Origin of the sequence: Bacillus sp. SD075 (assembly GCF_017355165.1) — a bacterium.
In the GTDB taxonomy this organism is placed as follows: Bacteria; Bacillota; Bacilli; order Bacillales; family DSM-1321; genus Peribacillus.
In genome coordinates this window covers 44,695-60,309 of sequence record NZ_JADILK010000028.1, presented here as the reverse complement: position 1 = coordinate 60,309, position 15,615 = coordinate 44,695, and the positions used below count along the sequence as shown (strand labels likewise).

The following is a 15,615-nucleotide window of genomic DNA, read 5'->3' as shown; positions in this document are numbered from 1 at the left end:
GAGAGCATCGAAAAACCGATGCTCTTTTTGCTAGTCATATCCGGGGGCATTCATTCAATGATGATATCCGTTAAAACAACATGGCCCTTACGAACCTTTACCACGGCCACTGAAGGATTGGCCGATGCGTCCTTCTCCAATTCCTTTGCCTTTTCCTCGGATGAGAAATAATTGTCCAGACCGTATCTAATCTGAATGGTTTCCGCATTTTGCAGCTCATATGGGATTTCCAATTGCCCTTTTAGGTAAATGCCTTTAGCGGGTTGTTCTTTCGTTACGTAATCGACATCGTATAGTCCATCGGCGTTTTGTTTTAAACGTACATATACCTTTTTATAATCACCCATATTTCTTGTATTGAACTCGGTTTTAATCGAGTCATCGACTTGTGTGGGCTTAACTGATTCAATTTCGTATTTCAAAGCCACATAGCTTCCCCTAAATAAGTCTGTCGGATCGACAGGGGCTGTTTTGATCTTGATTACATCCCCTGTCATTGTTGTCCAGAACGGAGGAATCGCCAAGACTAACAGAATCAAGACTGGAATGGAAAATACGATGAGTGGCCGGAATGATGGATTACTCATTGAGTTCCCCTCCTTTTTTTCGTTGATTTTCAAAGAAGAAGCCAAAACCGATAAGCATGATTCCACCGATGATGAATGTAAGCGATTTTGGCAGGAAGTCAAAGGAGTGGATGTAATATCTGAAAATCAGTGCACATATTATCACAATGCTGGTCAAACTGCCTTTTAGAATGAGATAAAGCAGAAAAACGAAATAAGCTAAAGGAAACCAGATTGAAAAATCAAAGGTAAGGAAGAGTGCTGTAATACCATGTAAGACATGGCCTTGTATGTGGGTGATGTTTTGTAATCTGGCACTTACCGGAATATAGGCAAGCACGATTCCCAGCACAAACAGAATAGAAAGCACAATCGTATTCGAATTTTCAAAACCGGCCTTCGGCACGAATTCCATTAGAAATAAAGCGATTGTATTGATGGCTAAAGCATTAATGAAAAAGGTCAGATATTTAGGGTAATCGAATTTCTTTAACAGAATGTATAAAGCCGGTAGAAATACAAGAATGGCAAGCGGATAAGATGTCTCATCAGCGAATATACTTCCGTTAACATAAATGAAAAGCAGGAAAGCTGTAAAAAGGAGGATGAAGACATCCTTTAAATAGTATCCGATGAATACCGTTCCGATTGCCCATAATAAAAAGGAACTGTTGAAATTTATGGTGATATTAAACATCTGCTCGATTAGAAAAATCCCTGCACCAAAAATCAGAATCCCCGCATAATGCAAACTTCGTGACGTCTTGGGAAAGCGTACCTGCACTTTCACGCCAGCAAAGTTCACACCGATGAGGCATGCAATGATGAGCAGGAATTTAACAGCTTTACTTAAATAGATCCAGTTACTGGCTACGAAGGTCAATACGCCTAAACCTAAAAGAAGTGCCCCAATGGATAATAGAATAGTGATGAAGCTCAGATTACCTTTTACATCAAAGGAACCTAACATCCTCACTTTATCTTGCTGGGAGATGACTCCTTCTTTTTCAAGGTAATTAAATTCATGTTCAAGAAACTCGAATTGCTTTTTCGTTATTTCTTTGTTGGCCAAAGTAACTCCCCCTTCCACATTTTACTATTATACATCGTATTCTCTAGCAGCTTTGAATATAATGTTAATTTTCTTCTACCCTAATTGGAATGCATGTAAGACAAAAAAAAATCAGTACCTTGCAATATACAGTACCATGTGGTAAATTATTTACATAAGATGTATTGTTCGGTGTTCAGTACTGTTTATTGAACTATACTAAAAGACTCTTGGAAGGAGTGATGGTGCTATGAATGTACAATTTAAGAAGGGTGTCCTGGAACTGTGTGTACTGGTCTTATTGGATAAGCAGGATCGTTATGGCTATGAACTTGTACAGAAGATTTCGGATCAAATTGAAATATCTGAAGGGTCTGTATATCCACTCTTAAGACGATTGACGAAGGAAGAGTATTTTACGACTTACTTGCAAGAATCAACTGAAGGGCCTCCGCGCAAGTATTATAAGTTAACCGATAAAGGCCGGAGATACCTTCAAGAGCTGCTGACGGAATGGAATGAATTTTCCAATGGGGTCAACCAATTAATCAAGGAAGGTGTGAACCAATGAATAAAGAACAGTTTTTAAAACAATTGAATGCCTCTTTAACCAGACTTTCCTTAGAGGAACGGGAAGATATCCTCCAAGATTACGAAGAGTATTTCGCAATTGGAATGGAAAAAGGGAAGTCAGAGCAGGAAATCTCCACATCACTTGGGAATCCTAAACAGATTTCCAAGGAGCTGATGGCATCCTATCATCTTGGCCAGGTCGAACAAACGACTTCTGCCGGTAATATAATGCGGGCAGTTTGGGCAGTCATTGGTTTGGGATTCTTTAATTTAGTGATCGTTTTGGGACCTTTTATCGCATTGATCGGAGTTGTCATTGCAGGATGGGCATCGGCGATAGCGTTCATTCTTGCTCCGTTTGGCGTTCTTTTCAACCTTGCGATAGGTAACTTTCAATTATTCGATCTTTTCTTTGCATTGGGACTATGCGGGATTGGCATTTTCATTGCCATGGGAATGTTTGTCGCTACGAGTGCTTTAACTAAAGGATTCATTCGCTATTTAAAATTTAACGCTTCTCTTGTGAAAGGCGGTTTGAAAAATGATTAATGTTAAGAAATTATCGATCGTTGCGCTTGTATTGTTATTGATCGGTGTAATTGGAAGTCTGTTTACGTTTTCCCAAGTGACGGATCAGAAAGCGACTACAGAAGAAAAAACGATTTCGGAGATCGTGACGGACATTCAAATCGACACTGACAATGCAGCTGTGGAGATTATGCCAACGAAGGATAAGGCTACCAGGATAGAGCTGGTTTCAAAAGGGGTGGAAGTTTCCAAGTTGGATTTCACTGCAGATGTGGAAGGAAAGAAGCTTTCGGTAAAGTTAAAAGATCGACGTACCTTTAGCTTTGGTTTTCATATTCAATCCTTACACTTAAAGGTGTATGTACCTGATGAATCTTATAAATCCTTCGTCGCAGGATCCGATAATGGTAAATTGCAGATATCAGGGTTGACAAGTAAAAATCTAATTGTGAAATCACAAAATGGCCGAGTTGAACTGAATGATATAGTAACTGAAAAAGTTGAAGTGAAATCTGCTAACGGAAAAGTAGATCTTAATAATGTGGAGGGAAAACTGGTTGGGTCATCGAATAACGGTAAAATCACATTGGTCACGAAAGATTTGGATAGGATGATCGACCTCGAAAGTAATAATGGTAAAATCATGATCAAAACGGAGAATGAACCGACAAATACAACATTCGATGTTCATGTTGACAATGGGAGAGTAGATATCCTTGGTAAGTATGAGGGCAATACTGTCATTGGCAAAGGTGAAAATTTAATTAAATTGAAAACGAATAATGGGAAAATCGAGGTAACGAAATAGGCGTGAATCATGAAAAAGCCGATCCAATTGGGATCGGCTTTTTCAGTTATGCGGCCATTTAATCAAAGCGTGGTAATTTGCTAGAAGCGGTCCCCCTTCTAAGGGAATAAGGAAAAACATTTAAAGTTTTTCCTTTAGATGTTTTTGGAATTATAATATAGAAAGGATAATTATGTTAAAAAGTAATGAGTGAACCGCGTAAGTCCGCCATCAAATCTAAGGAAAAGGTTTTTATGAAAATAACTTCAAAAGTATGGGGCTGTAGAATGAAATTCAATAAATTGTCGTTAGATATATTTAAACGTACGATCTTCACTCGCAAGAAAAGGGAAAAGGACTATCTGAAGAAAGGACTCGAAGAGCAAAAAAAGGTTTTTAATATAGTGGAAAGTTCAAAGGATATTATCTACTGCTACGAATCAAGTCCAAGTCCCAAGTTGAGGTATCTAAGTCCATCCATCCATACACTTTTAGGTCAAGGTGTCTTGGAATAGGCATACAATGACCCTTTCTCTCCTTTTGAAAGGATTCATCCTGATGACTTTGAAATCCTAAATGAAAAGATATACGTTGGGATTGATTATTCTAAGCCGATCATTCAACGCTGGAGAGATATCGAGGGGAATTATTTGTGGTTCGAGGAATATGCTACACCTATATATGAAAAAGAGCAGTTGGTAGCCGTTCAAGGAATCATTCGGAATATCGATGAAAGAGTGAGATTCATACAGGATATTGAATATCAAATGTCACATGACCCATTAACGAATATCCATAATCGACAATTTTTCGATAATATTTCTGCGAAATCCAATCTGGATTTTGACACTCCGGTTGCGATGATATTGTGTGATTTAGATGAGCTGAAATTTATGAATGATACGTATGGCCATAGGAAAGGGGATGAATTGATTAAAGAAGCGGCCAATCTATTGAAACGGATTTTCTCGGACATCGCTGTTGTATCAAGAGTGGGAGGAGATGAGTTTTCCATTCTGCTGATAGATAGAAGCAAGCGAGAAGTAGTATCTCTTTGTGAATTATTAAAGGAAGAAATCCTTCTGCAAAACTCCATAAAAAAAGGCCCTCACATCAGTATGTCATTCGGTCATGCTTACCGTTCGCATTCCAAGGGAATATGGATAGCTTATTCATGGAAGCGGATCAAAAAATGTTTCATGATAAACGGAGAAGAAAGGAACAGAAACTCGTTCGGGCGGGTAGATAATAAGTTGAGGCGAGACAACCCTTCCTCACTAGCAGAAAGGTTGATTCCTGGGTCGTTAAATGAATTTTGAATTTAAGGAAATTCCATTAGAATGGCGGAATCCTTTCAACTAAAAGGATTCGGAGTCGTTCGGCTGTATGAATGATGAATAGAAGCAATGGTATTTGGTATTTCAGCATGGCGAACCTAGATTGTTAGTTTGCATACGGAAGGTAAGTTGTTACGTCAGCTTTTCATTATGAATGTTAAAGGGGGAGCCCAGTGTCATACTGGGCTTTTATTTAATATATATTTAGGTATACGAAATAAATCATTCGCTTATTTAAACCAATTTTAGTAAACTGGCAATGACTATTTTAATTAGAAGGTGAAGGAATATGAGGGAAACCTTAGTGGATGAACGGGTAAGAGATCATGATAAAATCTTGACACGTGATTTCATCATGATCTGTTTGGCAAATATGTGCATCTTCATGGGGTTTCAAATGACGATGCCGACACTTCCGCTGTTTGTAGAACAGCTTGGCGGTGATGACCGCCTGGTGGGGGCCGTCCTTGGAATCTTCACTTTTTCAGCCTTGCTTGTACGGCCAATTGCCGGCAGATTATTGGAGACGAAGGGAAGGCGCATCGTTTTTCTTACCGGGTTAGCCATTTTTGCATTGTCGGTGGGTTCCTTCGGTTTTATGGGTAGCATTGGCTTGTTATTCATGATGCGGATTGTGCAGGGCGTCGGCTGGGGCTTTTCTTCAACGGCTTCAGGAACGATTGCTTCCGATATAATCCCTGCGAAACGGCGTGGAGAGGGGATGGGGTATTACGGATTATCGGGGAACTTAGCACTGGCATTCGGGCCATCATTGGGTCTTTTTCTAGTTACGGTCCTTCCTTTTCAAGAGTTGTTTTTGATCTGTTCGTTATTAGGATTGTTTGCCATCATCGCAGCATCACTTATTCGGTATCAAAAAGTGGAAAGTGATCCTTCGGCGGCTGTCAGAGCCAGAAGGTTTGATATATATGAGAAAAGTGCCCTTCAGCCATCATTGCTCATTTTCTTCATCTCCGTTACATTCGGTGGAATTGCAACCTTCCTTCCCTTGTATACTGCGGAAAAAGGTGTAGATGGAATTCAATGGTACTTTTTAGTATATGCAATGGCCTTAATGGTCACGAGATTATTCGCGGGTCGATTATATGACCGAAGAGGACATCGAGCCATATTCGTGCCTTCAACAGTACTTATCATGGCTGGGATGCTGCTGCTTGCGTGGATGCCGAGTGAAGCGGTCCTTTACATTGCGGCAGTGCTTTATGGATTTGGATTCGGTTCTGTCCAGCCTGCGCTGCAGGCATGGTCGATTGAAAAGACGGCACCTAATCGGAAGGCGATGGCGAATGCAACATACTTTTCATTTTTCGATCTTGGAGTGGGCATAGGTGCCATCGTGTTCGGACAGATAGGCTTCCTCTTTGGCTATAGGAGCATCTATATCACGGCAGCCGCCTCGATATTCATTTCAATGATCGTTTATTTATGCATCATCAGGAGCGAGGATAAAGTAAAATCAATCGAAAGACGTTGAATGGCTTCAATGGAAGTCATTCTTTTTTTGAGTCAGGAGGAACAACACTGGCTTCGTTGTTTCATATGCATATCATCCTAAATATTTAAATAATGGGGAAAAATTGTTATTATCAAAAAGAGAATTTACATAAGATGATAGAAGGTCTATTTGAAGGAAGGGGAATCTTGGGATGAATGATTCTTCAAACGAAGAAATGACATTAGAAAGAAGGAAGCGTATTTTCCATGAAGAGCTGGATGTTTTATTGGAAAGGCGGCTCATCCCTAAATCAGAATATATCCGGATTAGCAGGGCATACAATCGGCATTTCCAATTAGCCCTCCATAAACAAAAACGCTTAGAGCATGAAAAAACGAATTCCATCCAAGCACATGAAACGATTATCGGTGAAAGTGCCGAGATGAAGGTTCAAGATAGCCTGGTTGAAGAATCTCCATTGAAATTATTGGAATCTGGTAAATTGAAAGAAACGCTAATGGATCATGAGAAGGACGGGTATGATCCTATTGAATCCGTTTTGGAGGATAGTCTTGAACCTGTCAAGGAAATCACTGATAGGAAACCGGTTATTGAACAGCAAGCCATCAAACGGGAGAAACCGGTAAAACCGGCAAAGCCGAAGAAAACACCTGAGCAAATTAGGGAACGGAATATCTCTGTCATCCTGCTCACTGGGGTCATATTGCTTCTGTTTGGCGGGTTGATTTTAGCAACCTCTTCATGGGGGGATCTGAATGCGGTCCTGAAAGTTTTCTTCATTGGAATGGTATCCGTCATTTTTACAGGGATGGCCTTCATCGCCTCGAAGCTGAAAATTAAACAGACCGCTTTTGCATTCCTGACGCTAGCGGGTTTATTCATTCCGATTACGATTTTATCAGCTTCATATTATCGGATTTTTGGAGAGTACCTTTCACTTAATGGTGGGGGGCGGGGGCTTCTGGGTTTTCTTGGAGGATTACTTTGCTTAGCCATTTATTGGAAGATTTCTGACTACTTTAAGTCGAAAATATTCATTTTCATTTCGATATTCACGTTTGGCTTTACCTGCTATTTTGGATTGGGTTTTGTGACGCCGACTATCGAGTGGATGTTTTTGGCGATTGGCATTCTTAATTTCATACTATTATGGAATATTGAGCAATTGATAAATCAAAAAGCATTAAGGTTATTCAAACCATTCATTTTTCAATTCATCCAGTTTAAGATCATTGTGGAAGCCTTTGTGATACTGACGTTATTTTCAAGTAACTTGGTGTATTCGCTAACGTTGATGGCCTTTTCCGTTTTGTTTTTAATTTTTTCAGTCAAATTCCAAAAAAAATATTATGAAATGGCTTTTAGCGCCATATTCACGTATGGTTATATCCATTTTATTTTTAACTCATTTTTAAGTGAGTACATGGTCATTGCTTTTGCATTTGTACCGATCATTTTTACTGTGCTATCGAAATATCTGGATAAATCCAAAATGACTAAGCTTTCCAAGAACTTCATTTTCACCAGCTTGATTGAGAGCGGGATCGTTTTCTTATATAGTAATGCGATGGTGTACCAGGAGAGCTATGCGCAAATATTCATCGCGCTCATGATAGTATCCGCTCAGCTTATCTATGTTTCCCTTCATTCGAGAAATTCAAGCTTTACGTACCCGGCTGTAGTTGTTTTCGACTTAGCGTTCCTATATCTTTTCTTTGCCTTGCCAGTCGCTTTTTCTAACATTTTAAATCTGTTTTTTGTTGTACAGGTCATTCAATATCTTGGAGTATATTTATATAACCGTCATCCAAGGTACAGCCTGTTTAAGAAGAGTATCTTACTTATCTCGCCAATGCTCATGTTAGTGATACTGACCAGTAAATTCATCGAAATGGATTGGCTTGCAGCAAGTGCAGCGCTCGCCATGATCTCTGGGCTTTTCTTCATCACATATATTAAAGACGAATCAGAGCATATGAAGGAAAGCGCCATTTACGGATTTCCAATCACTTTCGTACTGGCTTTGGTTGCGTTCTATCCATATTTGTTGGAGAGTTTAGAGTGGGGCCGACCAAATATAATGTTCAGCGTCTATTTAATGGTGGTTTCACTGATTTCCATCGGTGCAGCTTACACATCAAAAAAGGGATACCATAAATTCTTCCCTGTTTTTGCATATAGCGGACAGATTCTTTCCCTCCTTTCCTTGATATCGATTCCATTCGATTCACTGAATCCTTTGGAGGCAAGCGGAGTCATTGCCATAGCTACGGCAGTGAACGGCTGGTCCGTCCATATACATCGGAAGCACATATCCTGGGTGCCTGTCGTGATTACAAGTGCCAGCCTATACGCTTCACTCTACGATGTTTTTGATTTTGGTTCAATGGTGTTGAAGATTGCGTTTGTGCTGATAGGTCCTATGATTTTTTTCCTTTTAGGGGAATGGTTTGGGAAATATTCAAAAAATGGGAAATTGTACTTTCAATATACTAGTCACCTTGCCAATTTACTGGCGATTCCCGTTGGGTATTTGCTCATTGTTTATACGGAAAGTTCACCATTCCTATATGTTGCACAACTGTTGATTTATATTTTGAGTGCTTCAAGGGCACAGGTGAAATGGGAAAAATACTCCTTTACGTACATAGGGTTTATAGCCCTTTTCCTGCAGGTCCATTTATTTTTAACAAACGTGGGGCCAATGGCATTCATTACATCCATATGCATGATGGTAACGGCAGGACTCATAACCATTCTGTGGTTGGTTTCCAATAAGAATTGGAAGGGCATCATGGAGTATTATCTTATTCCATTCATTCATTTAGGAATAAGCATATCCATATTGGAAACTGCAATCCGGGATTTTCCGCTTAACAGGGACTTAGTCTGGGTAGGAGTGATGACTGTACAGATCTTGTTTTCCTGGTATCTGCTCATGAAAAGGAAATGGCGGAACTATGTTGCGGTTCCTCTAAGCCTGGCGTACATCTTCTATAATATGTATGTAAATACCTTGCCTTTGGTTATGGCGATTATCGTATTGCTTATATGTATGGCTGTGATGGTCATGGCTAGCAGACGTCATTTCAAAGGATTGGTCAATCAAGAGGGAACGAAGAGAGTCATTGATTATTATCGGATTTTTGGCTTGCTATATCTATGTACTCTGAATCTGGAAGTGTTTATGAGCAATACAGATTCTGCGATTTGGGGGATCTTTGTTACCCTTCTGTTCCCTAGCTACTTCATCCTTATGAGAAGATTCACGATCTATAAGGAAGAAAAAAGCATGTACTCAGGAATAGCGGCCATCATCGGCCTTTTCCCGTTCATCAATATCATGGACTATGCCCATACACTTCCGATCGTCACGGGTTTGGCGGTTCTTTTTGGCTGTGTGGTAGGAATGTTGTTGTTTAGCATGCTGTATTCCAGCGGGTTACTCAGGAAAACTGGATCAGGCATCATTAACTTTGATCCTTTCAGGATCTATGGTTTATTCTTTTTGATCGATATGAATGTGGAGGTTTTTAATGATACTAAACATCAGTTACTCCAAGTCTTTGTATCGCTTCTGTTGACCGCTTATTTCATTTTCCTGAGAAGCCTGTCAGCGGAAAAGCTAGAAAGGAAAATCTATTCCCATATTGCTGCACTTGTCAGTCTGTATCCCTTCCTAATCATCGTCGACTATGCCGACAGCTTATCGGTTGTAATGGGATTGATGTTCCTTTTCGGCTGTATGTCAGGGATGCTGCTTTTAAGCCGGCGTTATTTCGGTGGTTTAATCAAAAAGGAAGAAACAGGTATTACCATCGATGCATACAGGATATATGGCCTCCTGTTTTTACTGGCCATGAATAGGGGAATTCCAGTAACTGAAACATCAAGCCAGTTACTCCAGGTTTTCGTCTCGCTCTTGATCACGGTTTACTTCATCCTGATGGGAAGTTTCACCAAGGATGTAAAAGAGAAGGGAGTATACGTTTGGCTGACGGGAGTTCTCAGTTTGTATCCGTATTGGACCATCATCATGTATGCATACACATTACAGCCTTTCGTCGGAGCGGCATTCCTTTTGGGGTGTACGGCTATAATGGTGTTGCTAAGCAGGAAATTCTTTAAAGGCTTGCTTGATAAAGGCGAGGCAGGGCTTCAATTGGATTTCTACAGAGTCTATGGTCTGCTGTTTCTTCTGGCCATGAACATGGATGTTTTAACGGGGGGATCAGCACATTTCATGTTGGAAATCTTCGTGGCACTTCTGATTCCGGTCCATTTCATTTTGATGAGAAGTACGACTACAGGCATGTTGGAAAGGAAATCCCTGTTGGCTGCAGCGATATTGTTCAGTCTATATCCGTATTGGGTCATTGTCGATCAGTTTACGATACCTCCTGTATTGGAGGAAGAGGTGAATATTCTGCCGCTGTTCATTGTCAGTACCACTATGCTGAGGAAAATCTTTGTTAAAGGCAAAATCACACAATATATCGAGAGTGGTATTGTTTTCCTCTTGTTTTTAGCCTTGATCATTGATGCAATGGCAGGTAACACCTTATATGATGCCCTCATTATTGGCACGGTTTCATTGGCAGCAATGCTCTTTGGATTCATGATGAAATACAAATCCTATTTCATCGCTGGAACTGGGACCATTTTATTCAATGTCTATTTGAATACCAATTCGATGTGGGGCGAGATGCCATGGTGGCTGTATTTAATTATCGGCGGCGGGCTGCTTATCGGAATTGCCTCATTTTTTGAATGGAAAAAACAAAAAGACAACCGGACATCGAAGGAGGTTCTTGAGAAAAATAAACAAAGGATCAAGAATTGGTTCAATCGGTGGAATTAATTAATTAATTAATTAATCTTTGATTCAATGCATGTTAATGAAGGAGATGCGGGGACAAGAAAAAAGTATTACGAGATAAAAAAACGCTTAGGCAGTACGTTAGGTAGAATGTAAGCGGCGGTCCGGATGCCCCCCTATGCGAGGGCTCCCTTGGACTCGCTTTTCCGTTCCAACCCCTTTGTTCTGAACCCTTTTGCAGAAGCACTGAAAGCATCTAATAGCTCTCATTCTCTTTTTCTATTTTATTTATTTCCTCTTGCCAATCATGAATTCCATTTCCCGCTGATCTAGATTGGTTTGCAAGATAATAATTAAAAATGGTGAAAGGCTTTTTCTGTATTTTTTAATCCTTGGATTAATTTTACTCTATCTTCAGTTAAACCTCGTACTAATTTTTACTTATTTTACCAATTCACCTATACAAAAACTGGTCTGAATTTTCGTATCCCATTATCATCCATATCAGTAGTGATTCCTTAAAAATTGAGTAACAAACCCATCCCTTATCAATCCAATTATCATTTTTATCTAATGCTTGTGAAGACAAAAACGCTTGGATTTTTTCCGAGGGAAAAGCTCAAGACGAACAAGAACTGCATGAAGAACAGCTGGAAGAGGAATCAGAACTGCTGTCATGGGAACTGTTATGACCGCCATGATCGGCATGGGCGGATCCAGAGGAAACTGTGTTTGGTTCATTCCCGAAAATATCTTTAAATTCGCTGTCAAAATCATCGGTGCTTGCATAAGTGAAATAGGCAGGGGCTGCGTAGTCCGTCTGTTCGTACGTTTTCCGCCAATTCAATTCTGTCATGGGGCGATTTTCTTTAAATTGGGCAGTGAAAGATTCAAAGGTTCGTTCCGCTTGTATACTTGTCGGTTTCCGCATATATTTCTCTTTTAACTGCTCCAGCTCCAACGTTTCAAAATCGCGGAGAAGCGTTTGCCCTTTATCATGTTTGAAAAATTTGCCCCATTTTTGAATGGAATGGGAGTCCACCTTAAATAGCTGTACATAGTAAAAGTCAAAAAGAGTGCGCTCTTCGGGCTTGAACACAGGTGCTGAATGAGGATGGTGCTGAATGGTCCTACCGATGAAAGCCTGGCAAAACTCTTCATATTCCTGACCATATTTCAGCATGATATGCCATAACTCATCGATGACTGAATTAAACATTTCAACTTTTCCAAACACTAAAGCCATAATCAAATAGCGTTTCAATTCACGCCAAACCTGATTGACCTTTATCTGTGAGTCCCGTGGATGCTTCAGTCGGAATTCGGCATTGACCGTTTCCATATAATTGGGATCCAGTGCATTATTAAGCTTTTCTATCAATGCTTCTGAAACGATTTCCGTTGCATGCAGATCCAAAGTTTCCGCATGGTATTTTCGGAATTCATTTTGATAGCGTTCTAATTTAGCCGGTTCACTTAGCCCTTTAACGAATTTGACTAGGAAAACAGCAAAAATAGCCGAAAGTATGACATAAAAATAAACCATTTTTGTCGACTCCTCTTAATCTATGGATATAGTACTTTAACATTATCTTACATGTTATTGGAAAGGATTGTGAGTTATTATCCTGAATTTCGGTCAAAATGTTCCATTTGCAAAAATAGATTAAGCTGTGGAGATTACATGCCCAAAAACTGGATTCGGTTTCGTCTTTTCCTTGGCATTGAAGGGAGTTTCAATCAATGATCAAGGACTTCAAATAATGCCTCATATCTAGTATAGTTAGAGAGGAAGGGGTGAAGGCATGTACTTGACAGTCAAAGAGACAGCGGAATATTTATCAATGCCGGAATCTTATATAGAAAGTTTGATCGTTCAAAATAAAATTCGCACCGTCCATGATGGTGAGCAGCATTTGATTTTTAAAGAGCAGTTTAATATGCATCTTGAACAGATGGAGAAATATAAGAAGCAATTAGCGGATTATTATAATGAGCCCATCCCCGAAGATATCGATGTGAAGGATGAAGATTAGCATCTGCCATTTGGCAGATGTTTTTTCATGTCCTAAATGGCTGTGGGATTAAGAATCGAAATTTCCAAAGAGTCTTAACTACGTCTGCATCATGGGTCTTACTGATCATTCAAAAAAATTTGTTGTCAATGGAAGGTATTTGTAGTAGAAACTCTCAATTCCGTGTAAAATGTAAGTAGAAGGAATTATCACAGCAGAATGGTAGTTAGGAGATAGGTAAGTGGTAAAAGAGTATTTGCAAAGCGAAGGTTTTTCAAGGTTAATTACATTAATTGTGTTAGTCCTCTTTTTAATAAGCATCGGTAGTATGGTTAATATCGTGCTATTCACATTTGTTTTCACTTTCCTGATGGGGAGGCTGGAGCAATTTATCATGATCTGGCTGAATAAAGTGATACATATCAACTCTAAGGTTGTAATAAGCTTTTTATATGCAATCGCCATTTCTTGTTTAGCCATCGTTCTTTATAAATATCTACCGGTCATTACGCTACAATTCACGGAATTAGTGACACAAATCGTTTACTTCTTTCAACATCCACCAGATAGCAGGGTCATTCAATATGCCATTAATATAATGAACGAGCTGGAATCGCCGCTCGATCTTCAAAAACAGATGAATACACTCTATCTTTATATATCCGATTTCGGGAAACTGGCATTTCAAATTTTCATTTCCATGTTGCTTAGTCTATTTTTCTTATTGGAAAAAGATAAAATCATTCGTTTCACTTCTAAATTCAAGCGGGCCAAATTCAAATCTTTCTTTATAAACCTAAGCCATTTTGGCGTCAAATTCATCAATTCATTCGGAAAGGTGATCGAGGTCCAGTTCCTGATCGCCATTACGAATGCCGTCCTATCTGTAACTTTCTTATGGATTCTTGGCTTCCCGCAGTTACTCGGTCTAGGGATCATGATATTCTTCCTTGGTTTGATTCCGGTTGCAGGGGTTATCATCTCCCTCATACCACTGAGCATGATTGCCTATAGCATCGGCGGCATGCCCAAAGTGATTGCTGTATTAATCATGATTGTTGTGATCCATGCACTTGAAAGCTATATTTTAAATCCTAAATTCATGTCGGCAAAAACAAATCTTCCAACATTTTTCACCTTCATCATCCTATTGTTTTCCGAGCATTTCCTTGGGATATGGGGATTGATCATAGGAATACCGATTTTCATCTTCCTATTGGATATGTTGGATATTGAAGAGGGGAATAAGGAAGTCCCATAATAATCATTTGAGCAGCGGCCACGCTAATATGGCCGCTGCTTATTTTTGTTCTATTAGATCTTTCGAAAAGTGGCGCGATCTGTTTGCAATATAATATCCATTAATTCGAGAAAAGGGTAAAAGGCAGCATCTTTCCCCATTAGAGCATAGTTGCGTTTTTGATTTAATAAGTTAATTGATTAAAATTTTATTTTACTAAAGTTATTTATCGACTTTTTATTGCATAAAAAAACAAATAAACGTATAATATTCTTACAAGAATATACTGAATGTTCTCTAAAGTTAGATTTATCTGTTTTTTGGAAATGAGAGTTTACGAGAGAGAAGAGGGGATTATTTTGAAAAAGGTTTCTTTTTTAGCGTTTGCCATGGTTGCTACTTTGTTACTGGTCGTGACAGGATGCGGGAAGGATAAGGAAGTCTCGACAACTGGTAAAGAAGAAGAGTCCAATGGGAAAACGCTCAGGATCGTGACGGACGCCAACTATGCTCCATTTGAATATCTTGAAGGAGATAAGATTGTAGGATTCGATGTTGATTTCATCAATGCCGTTGCAAAGGAAGCGGGTTATGAAGTTAAATTGGAAAGTGTTGGTTGGGATCCGATTTTTGTTGAAATCGAAGGTAAGAGAGCGGATGTCGCCATATCTGCGATTACAGTGAATGACGAAAGAAAACAATCTTATGACTTCTCGGTTCCGTATTTCTTATCCACAAACAAGATTCTCGTTCCTGAGGATAGTGATATAAAATCAGGAGATGAGTTGAAAGGAAACGTCATTGCCGTTCAAACTGGTACTACTGGACAGGAAGCGGTAGAGAAACTCCTTGGAAAGAATCACAAGGATATCAAAAAATTCGAAAATAATAACCTGGCCATTCAGGAATTACTAAAAGGCGGAGCATCGGCTGTCGTAGCTGATAATACGGTTGTTGAAGAATATGTGAAAAATAACCCCGATCAAAAACTGAAAGTCGTTGAAGATAGCCAAAGTTTCAATGAGGAGTTTTATGGTCTTATGTTCCCAAAAGGCAGTGAATTGAAATCGGAGTTCGATAAAGCCGTGAATGCCATTTATGAAAATGGGAAATATACAGAAATTTATAAAGAGTGGTTTGGTACTGATCCAGATATCGAAACGTTGAAAGCACAACAATAAAAACGAACAGATAGTAAAAGATTGCGTAACTTTACGTGTGA

The 15,615-nt window shown here is 39.4% G+C and carries 13 protein-coding genes; 10 read left to right on the top strand and 3 right to left on the bottom strand.

Annotated features, from left to right (window positions below; translation table 11 throughout):
• Positions 1–50: 50 nt before the first annotated feature.
• A complete protein-coding gene (locus tag IOC57_RS17380) occupies positions 51–587 on the bottom strand; it encodes a GDYXXLXY domain-containing protein (RefSeq protein WP_207439866.1) in 537 nt (178 codons plus the stop codon).
• The gene (locus IOC57_RS17375; RefSeq protein ID WP_207439865.1) at positions 580–1,638 is read right to left on the bottom strand and encodes a DUF2157 domain-containing protein; all 1,059 of its coding nucleotides are present in this window, start codon (positions 1,636–1,638) and stop codon (positions 580–582) included. The genes IOC57_RS17380 and IOC57_RS17375 overlap by 8 nt, the downstream gene beginning before the upstream one ends.
• Positions 1,639–1,867: 229 nt before the next feature.
• Between IOC57_RS17375 and IOC57_RS17370 the strand changes: the two genes are divergently transcribed.
• From IOC57_RS17370 to IOC57_RS17340, 7 genes are all read left to right on the top strand, one after another.
• Positions 1,868–2,188 carry a PadR family transcriptional regulator gene (locus IOC57_RS17370; RefSeq protein WP_061461705.1) on the top strand — a complete coding sequence of 107 codons (321 nt, stop codon included), beginning with the start codon at positions 1,868–1,870 and terminating at the stop codon, positions 2,186–2,188.
• A complete protein-coding gene (locus IOC57_RS17365; protein WP_207439864.1) occupies positions 2,185–2,739 on the top strand; it encodes a DUF1700 domain-containing protein in 555 nt (184 codons plus the stop codon). Before IOC57_RS17370 ends, IOC57_RS17365 begins: the two co-directional genes overlap by 4 nt.
• Positions 2,732–3,526 carry a DUF4097 family beta strand repeat-containing protein gene (locus IOC57_RS17360; RefSeq protein ID WP_207439863.1) on the top strand — a complete coding sequence of 265 codons (795 nt, stop codon included), beginning with the start codon at positions 2,732–2,734 and terminating at the stop codon, positions 3,524–3,526. Before IOC57_RS17365 ends, IOC57_RS17360 begins: the two co-directional genes overlap by 8 nt.
• Before the next feature lie 266 nt (positions 3,527–3,792).
• Positions 3,793–4,020, top strand: a complete 228-nt coding sequence (locus IOC57_RS17355; RefSeq protein WP_207439862.1) for a hypothetical protein — start codon at positions 3,793–3,795, stop codon at positions 4,018–4,020.
• Between the two features lie 135 nt (positions 4,021–4,155).
• A complete protein-coding gene (locus IOC57_RS17350; protein WP_207439861.1) occupies positions 4,156–4,824 on the top strand; it encodes a GGDEF domain-containing protein in 669 nt (222 codons plus the stop codon).
• 307 nt (positions 4,825–5,131) lie between these two features.
• Positions 5,132–6,337, top strand: coding sequence for an MFS transporter (locus IOC57_RS17345; protein ID WP_207439860.1), 1,206 nt, complete (start codon positions 5,132–5,134; stop codon positions 6,335–6,337).
• Between the two features lie 172 nt (positions 6,338–6,509).
• The gene (locus tag IOC57_RS17340) at positions 6,510–11,180 is read left to right on the top strand and encodes a hypothetical protein (protein ID WP_207439859.1); all 4,671 of its coding nucleotides are present in this window, start codon (positions 6,510–6,512) and stop codon (positions 11,178–11,180) included.
• A 577-nt stretch (positions 11,181–11,757) separates the two neighbouring features.
• On the opposite strand, the gene IOC57_RS17335 is transcribed toward IOC57_RS17340, so the two are convergent.
• Positions 11,758–12,684: a glycine-rich domain-containing protein gene (locus IOC57_RS17335; protein WP_207439858.1), complete on the bottom strand. Its 927-nt coding sequence runs from the start codon at positions 12,682–12,684 to the stop codon at positions 11,758–11,760.
• Between the two features lie 259 nt (positions 12,685–12,943).
• On the opposite strand from IOC57_RS17335, the gene IOC57_RS17330 reads away from it, so the two are divergent.
• The 3 genes from IOC57_RS17330 (at position 12,944) to IOC57_RS17320 (ending at position 15,574) form a co-directional block, all read left to right on the top strand.
• A complete protein-coding gene (locus tag IOC57_RS17330; protein WP_144478943.1) occupies positions 12,944–13,174 on the top strand; it encodes an excisionase family DNA-binding protein in 231 nt (76 codons plus the stop codon).
• Between the two features lie 220 nt (positions 13,175–13,394).
• Positions 13,395–14,414 carry an AI-2E family transporter gene (locus IOC57_RS17325; protein WP_309487724.1) on the top strand — a complete coding sequence of 340 codons (1,020 nt, stop codon included), beginning with the start codon at positions 13,395–13,397 and terminating at the stop codon, positions 14,412–14,414.
• Between the two features lie 338 nt (positions 14,415–14,752).
• A complete protein-coding gene (locus IOC57_RS17320) occupies positions 14,753–15,574 on the top strand; it encodes a basic amino acid ABC transporter substrate-binding protein (protein WP_207439857.1) in 822 nt (273 codons plus the stop codon).
• The last annotated feature ends 41 nt before the right edge of the window (positions 15,575–15,615 follow it).

Excerpts from the sequence above, each read along its gene's own strand:
- IOC57_RS17330 (WP_144478943.1), top strand. The coding sequence starts at position 12,944 with ATGTACTTGACAGTCAAAGAGACAGCGGAATATTTATCAATGCCGGAA.
- IOC57_RS17355 (WP_207439862.1), top strand. The coding sequence starts at position 3,793 with ATGAAATTCAATAAATTGTCGTTAGATATATTTAAACGTACGATCTTC.
- IOC57_RS17370 (WP_061461705.1), top strand. The coding sequence starts at position 1,868 with ATGAATGTACAATTTAAGAAGGGTGTCCTGGAACTGTGTGTACTGGTC.
- IOC57_RS17380 (WP_207439866.1), bottom strand. The coding sequence starts at position 587 with ATGAGTAATCCATCATTCCGGCCACTCATCGTATTTTCCATTCCAGTC.
- IOC57_RS17335 (WP_207439858.1), bottom strand. The coding sequence starts at position 12,684 with ATGGTTTATTTTTATGTCATACTTTCGGCTATTTTTGCTGTTTTCCTA.
- IOC57_RS17365 (WP_207439864.1), top strand. The coding sequence starts at position 2,185 with ATGAATAAAGAACAGTTTTTAAAACAATTGAATGCCTCTTTAACCAGA.
- IOC57_RS17345 (WP_207439860.1), top strand. The coding sequence starts at position 5,132 with ATGAGGGAAACCTTAGTGGATGAACGGGTAAGAGATCATGATAAAATC.
- IOC57_RS17360 (WP_207439863.1), top strand. The coding sequence starts at position 2,732 with ATGATTAATGTTAAGAAATTATCGATCGTTGCGCTTGTATTGTTATTG.
- IOC57_RS17340 (WP_207439859.1), top strand. The coding sequence starts at position 6,510 with ATGAATGATTCTTCAAACGAAGAAATGACATTAGAAAGAAGGAAGCGT.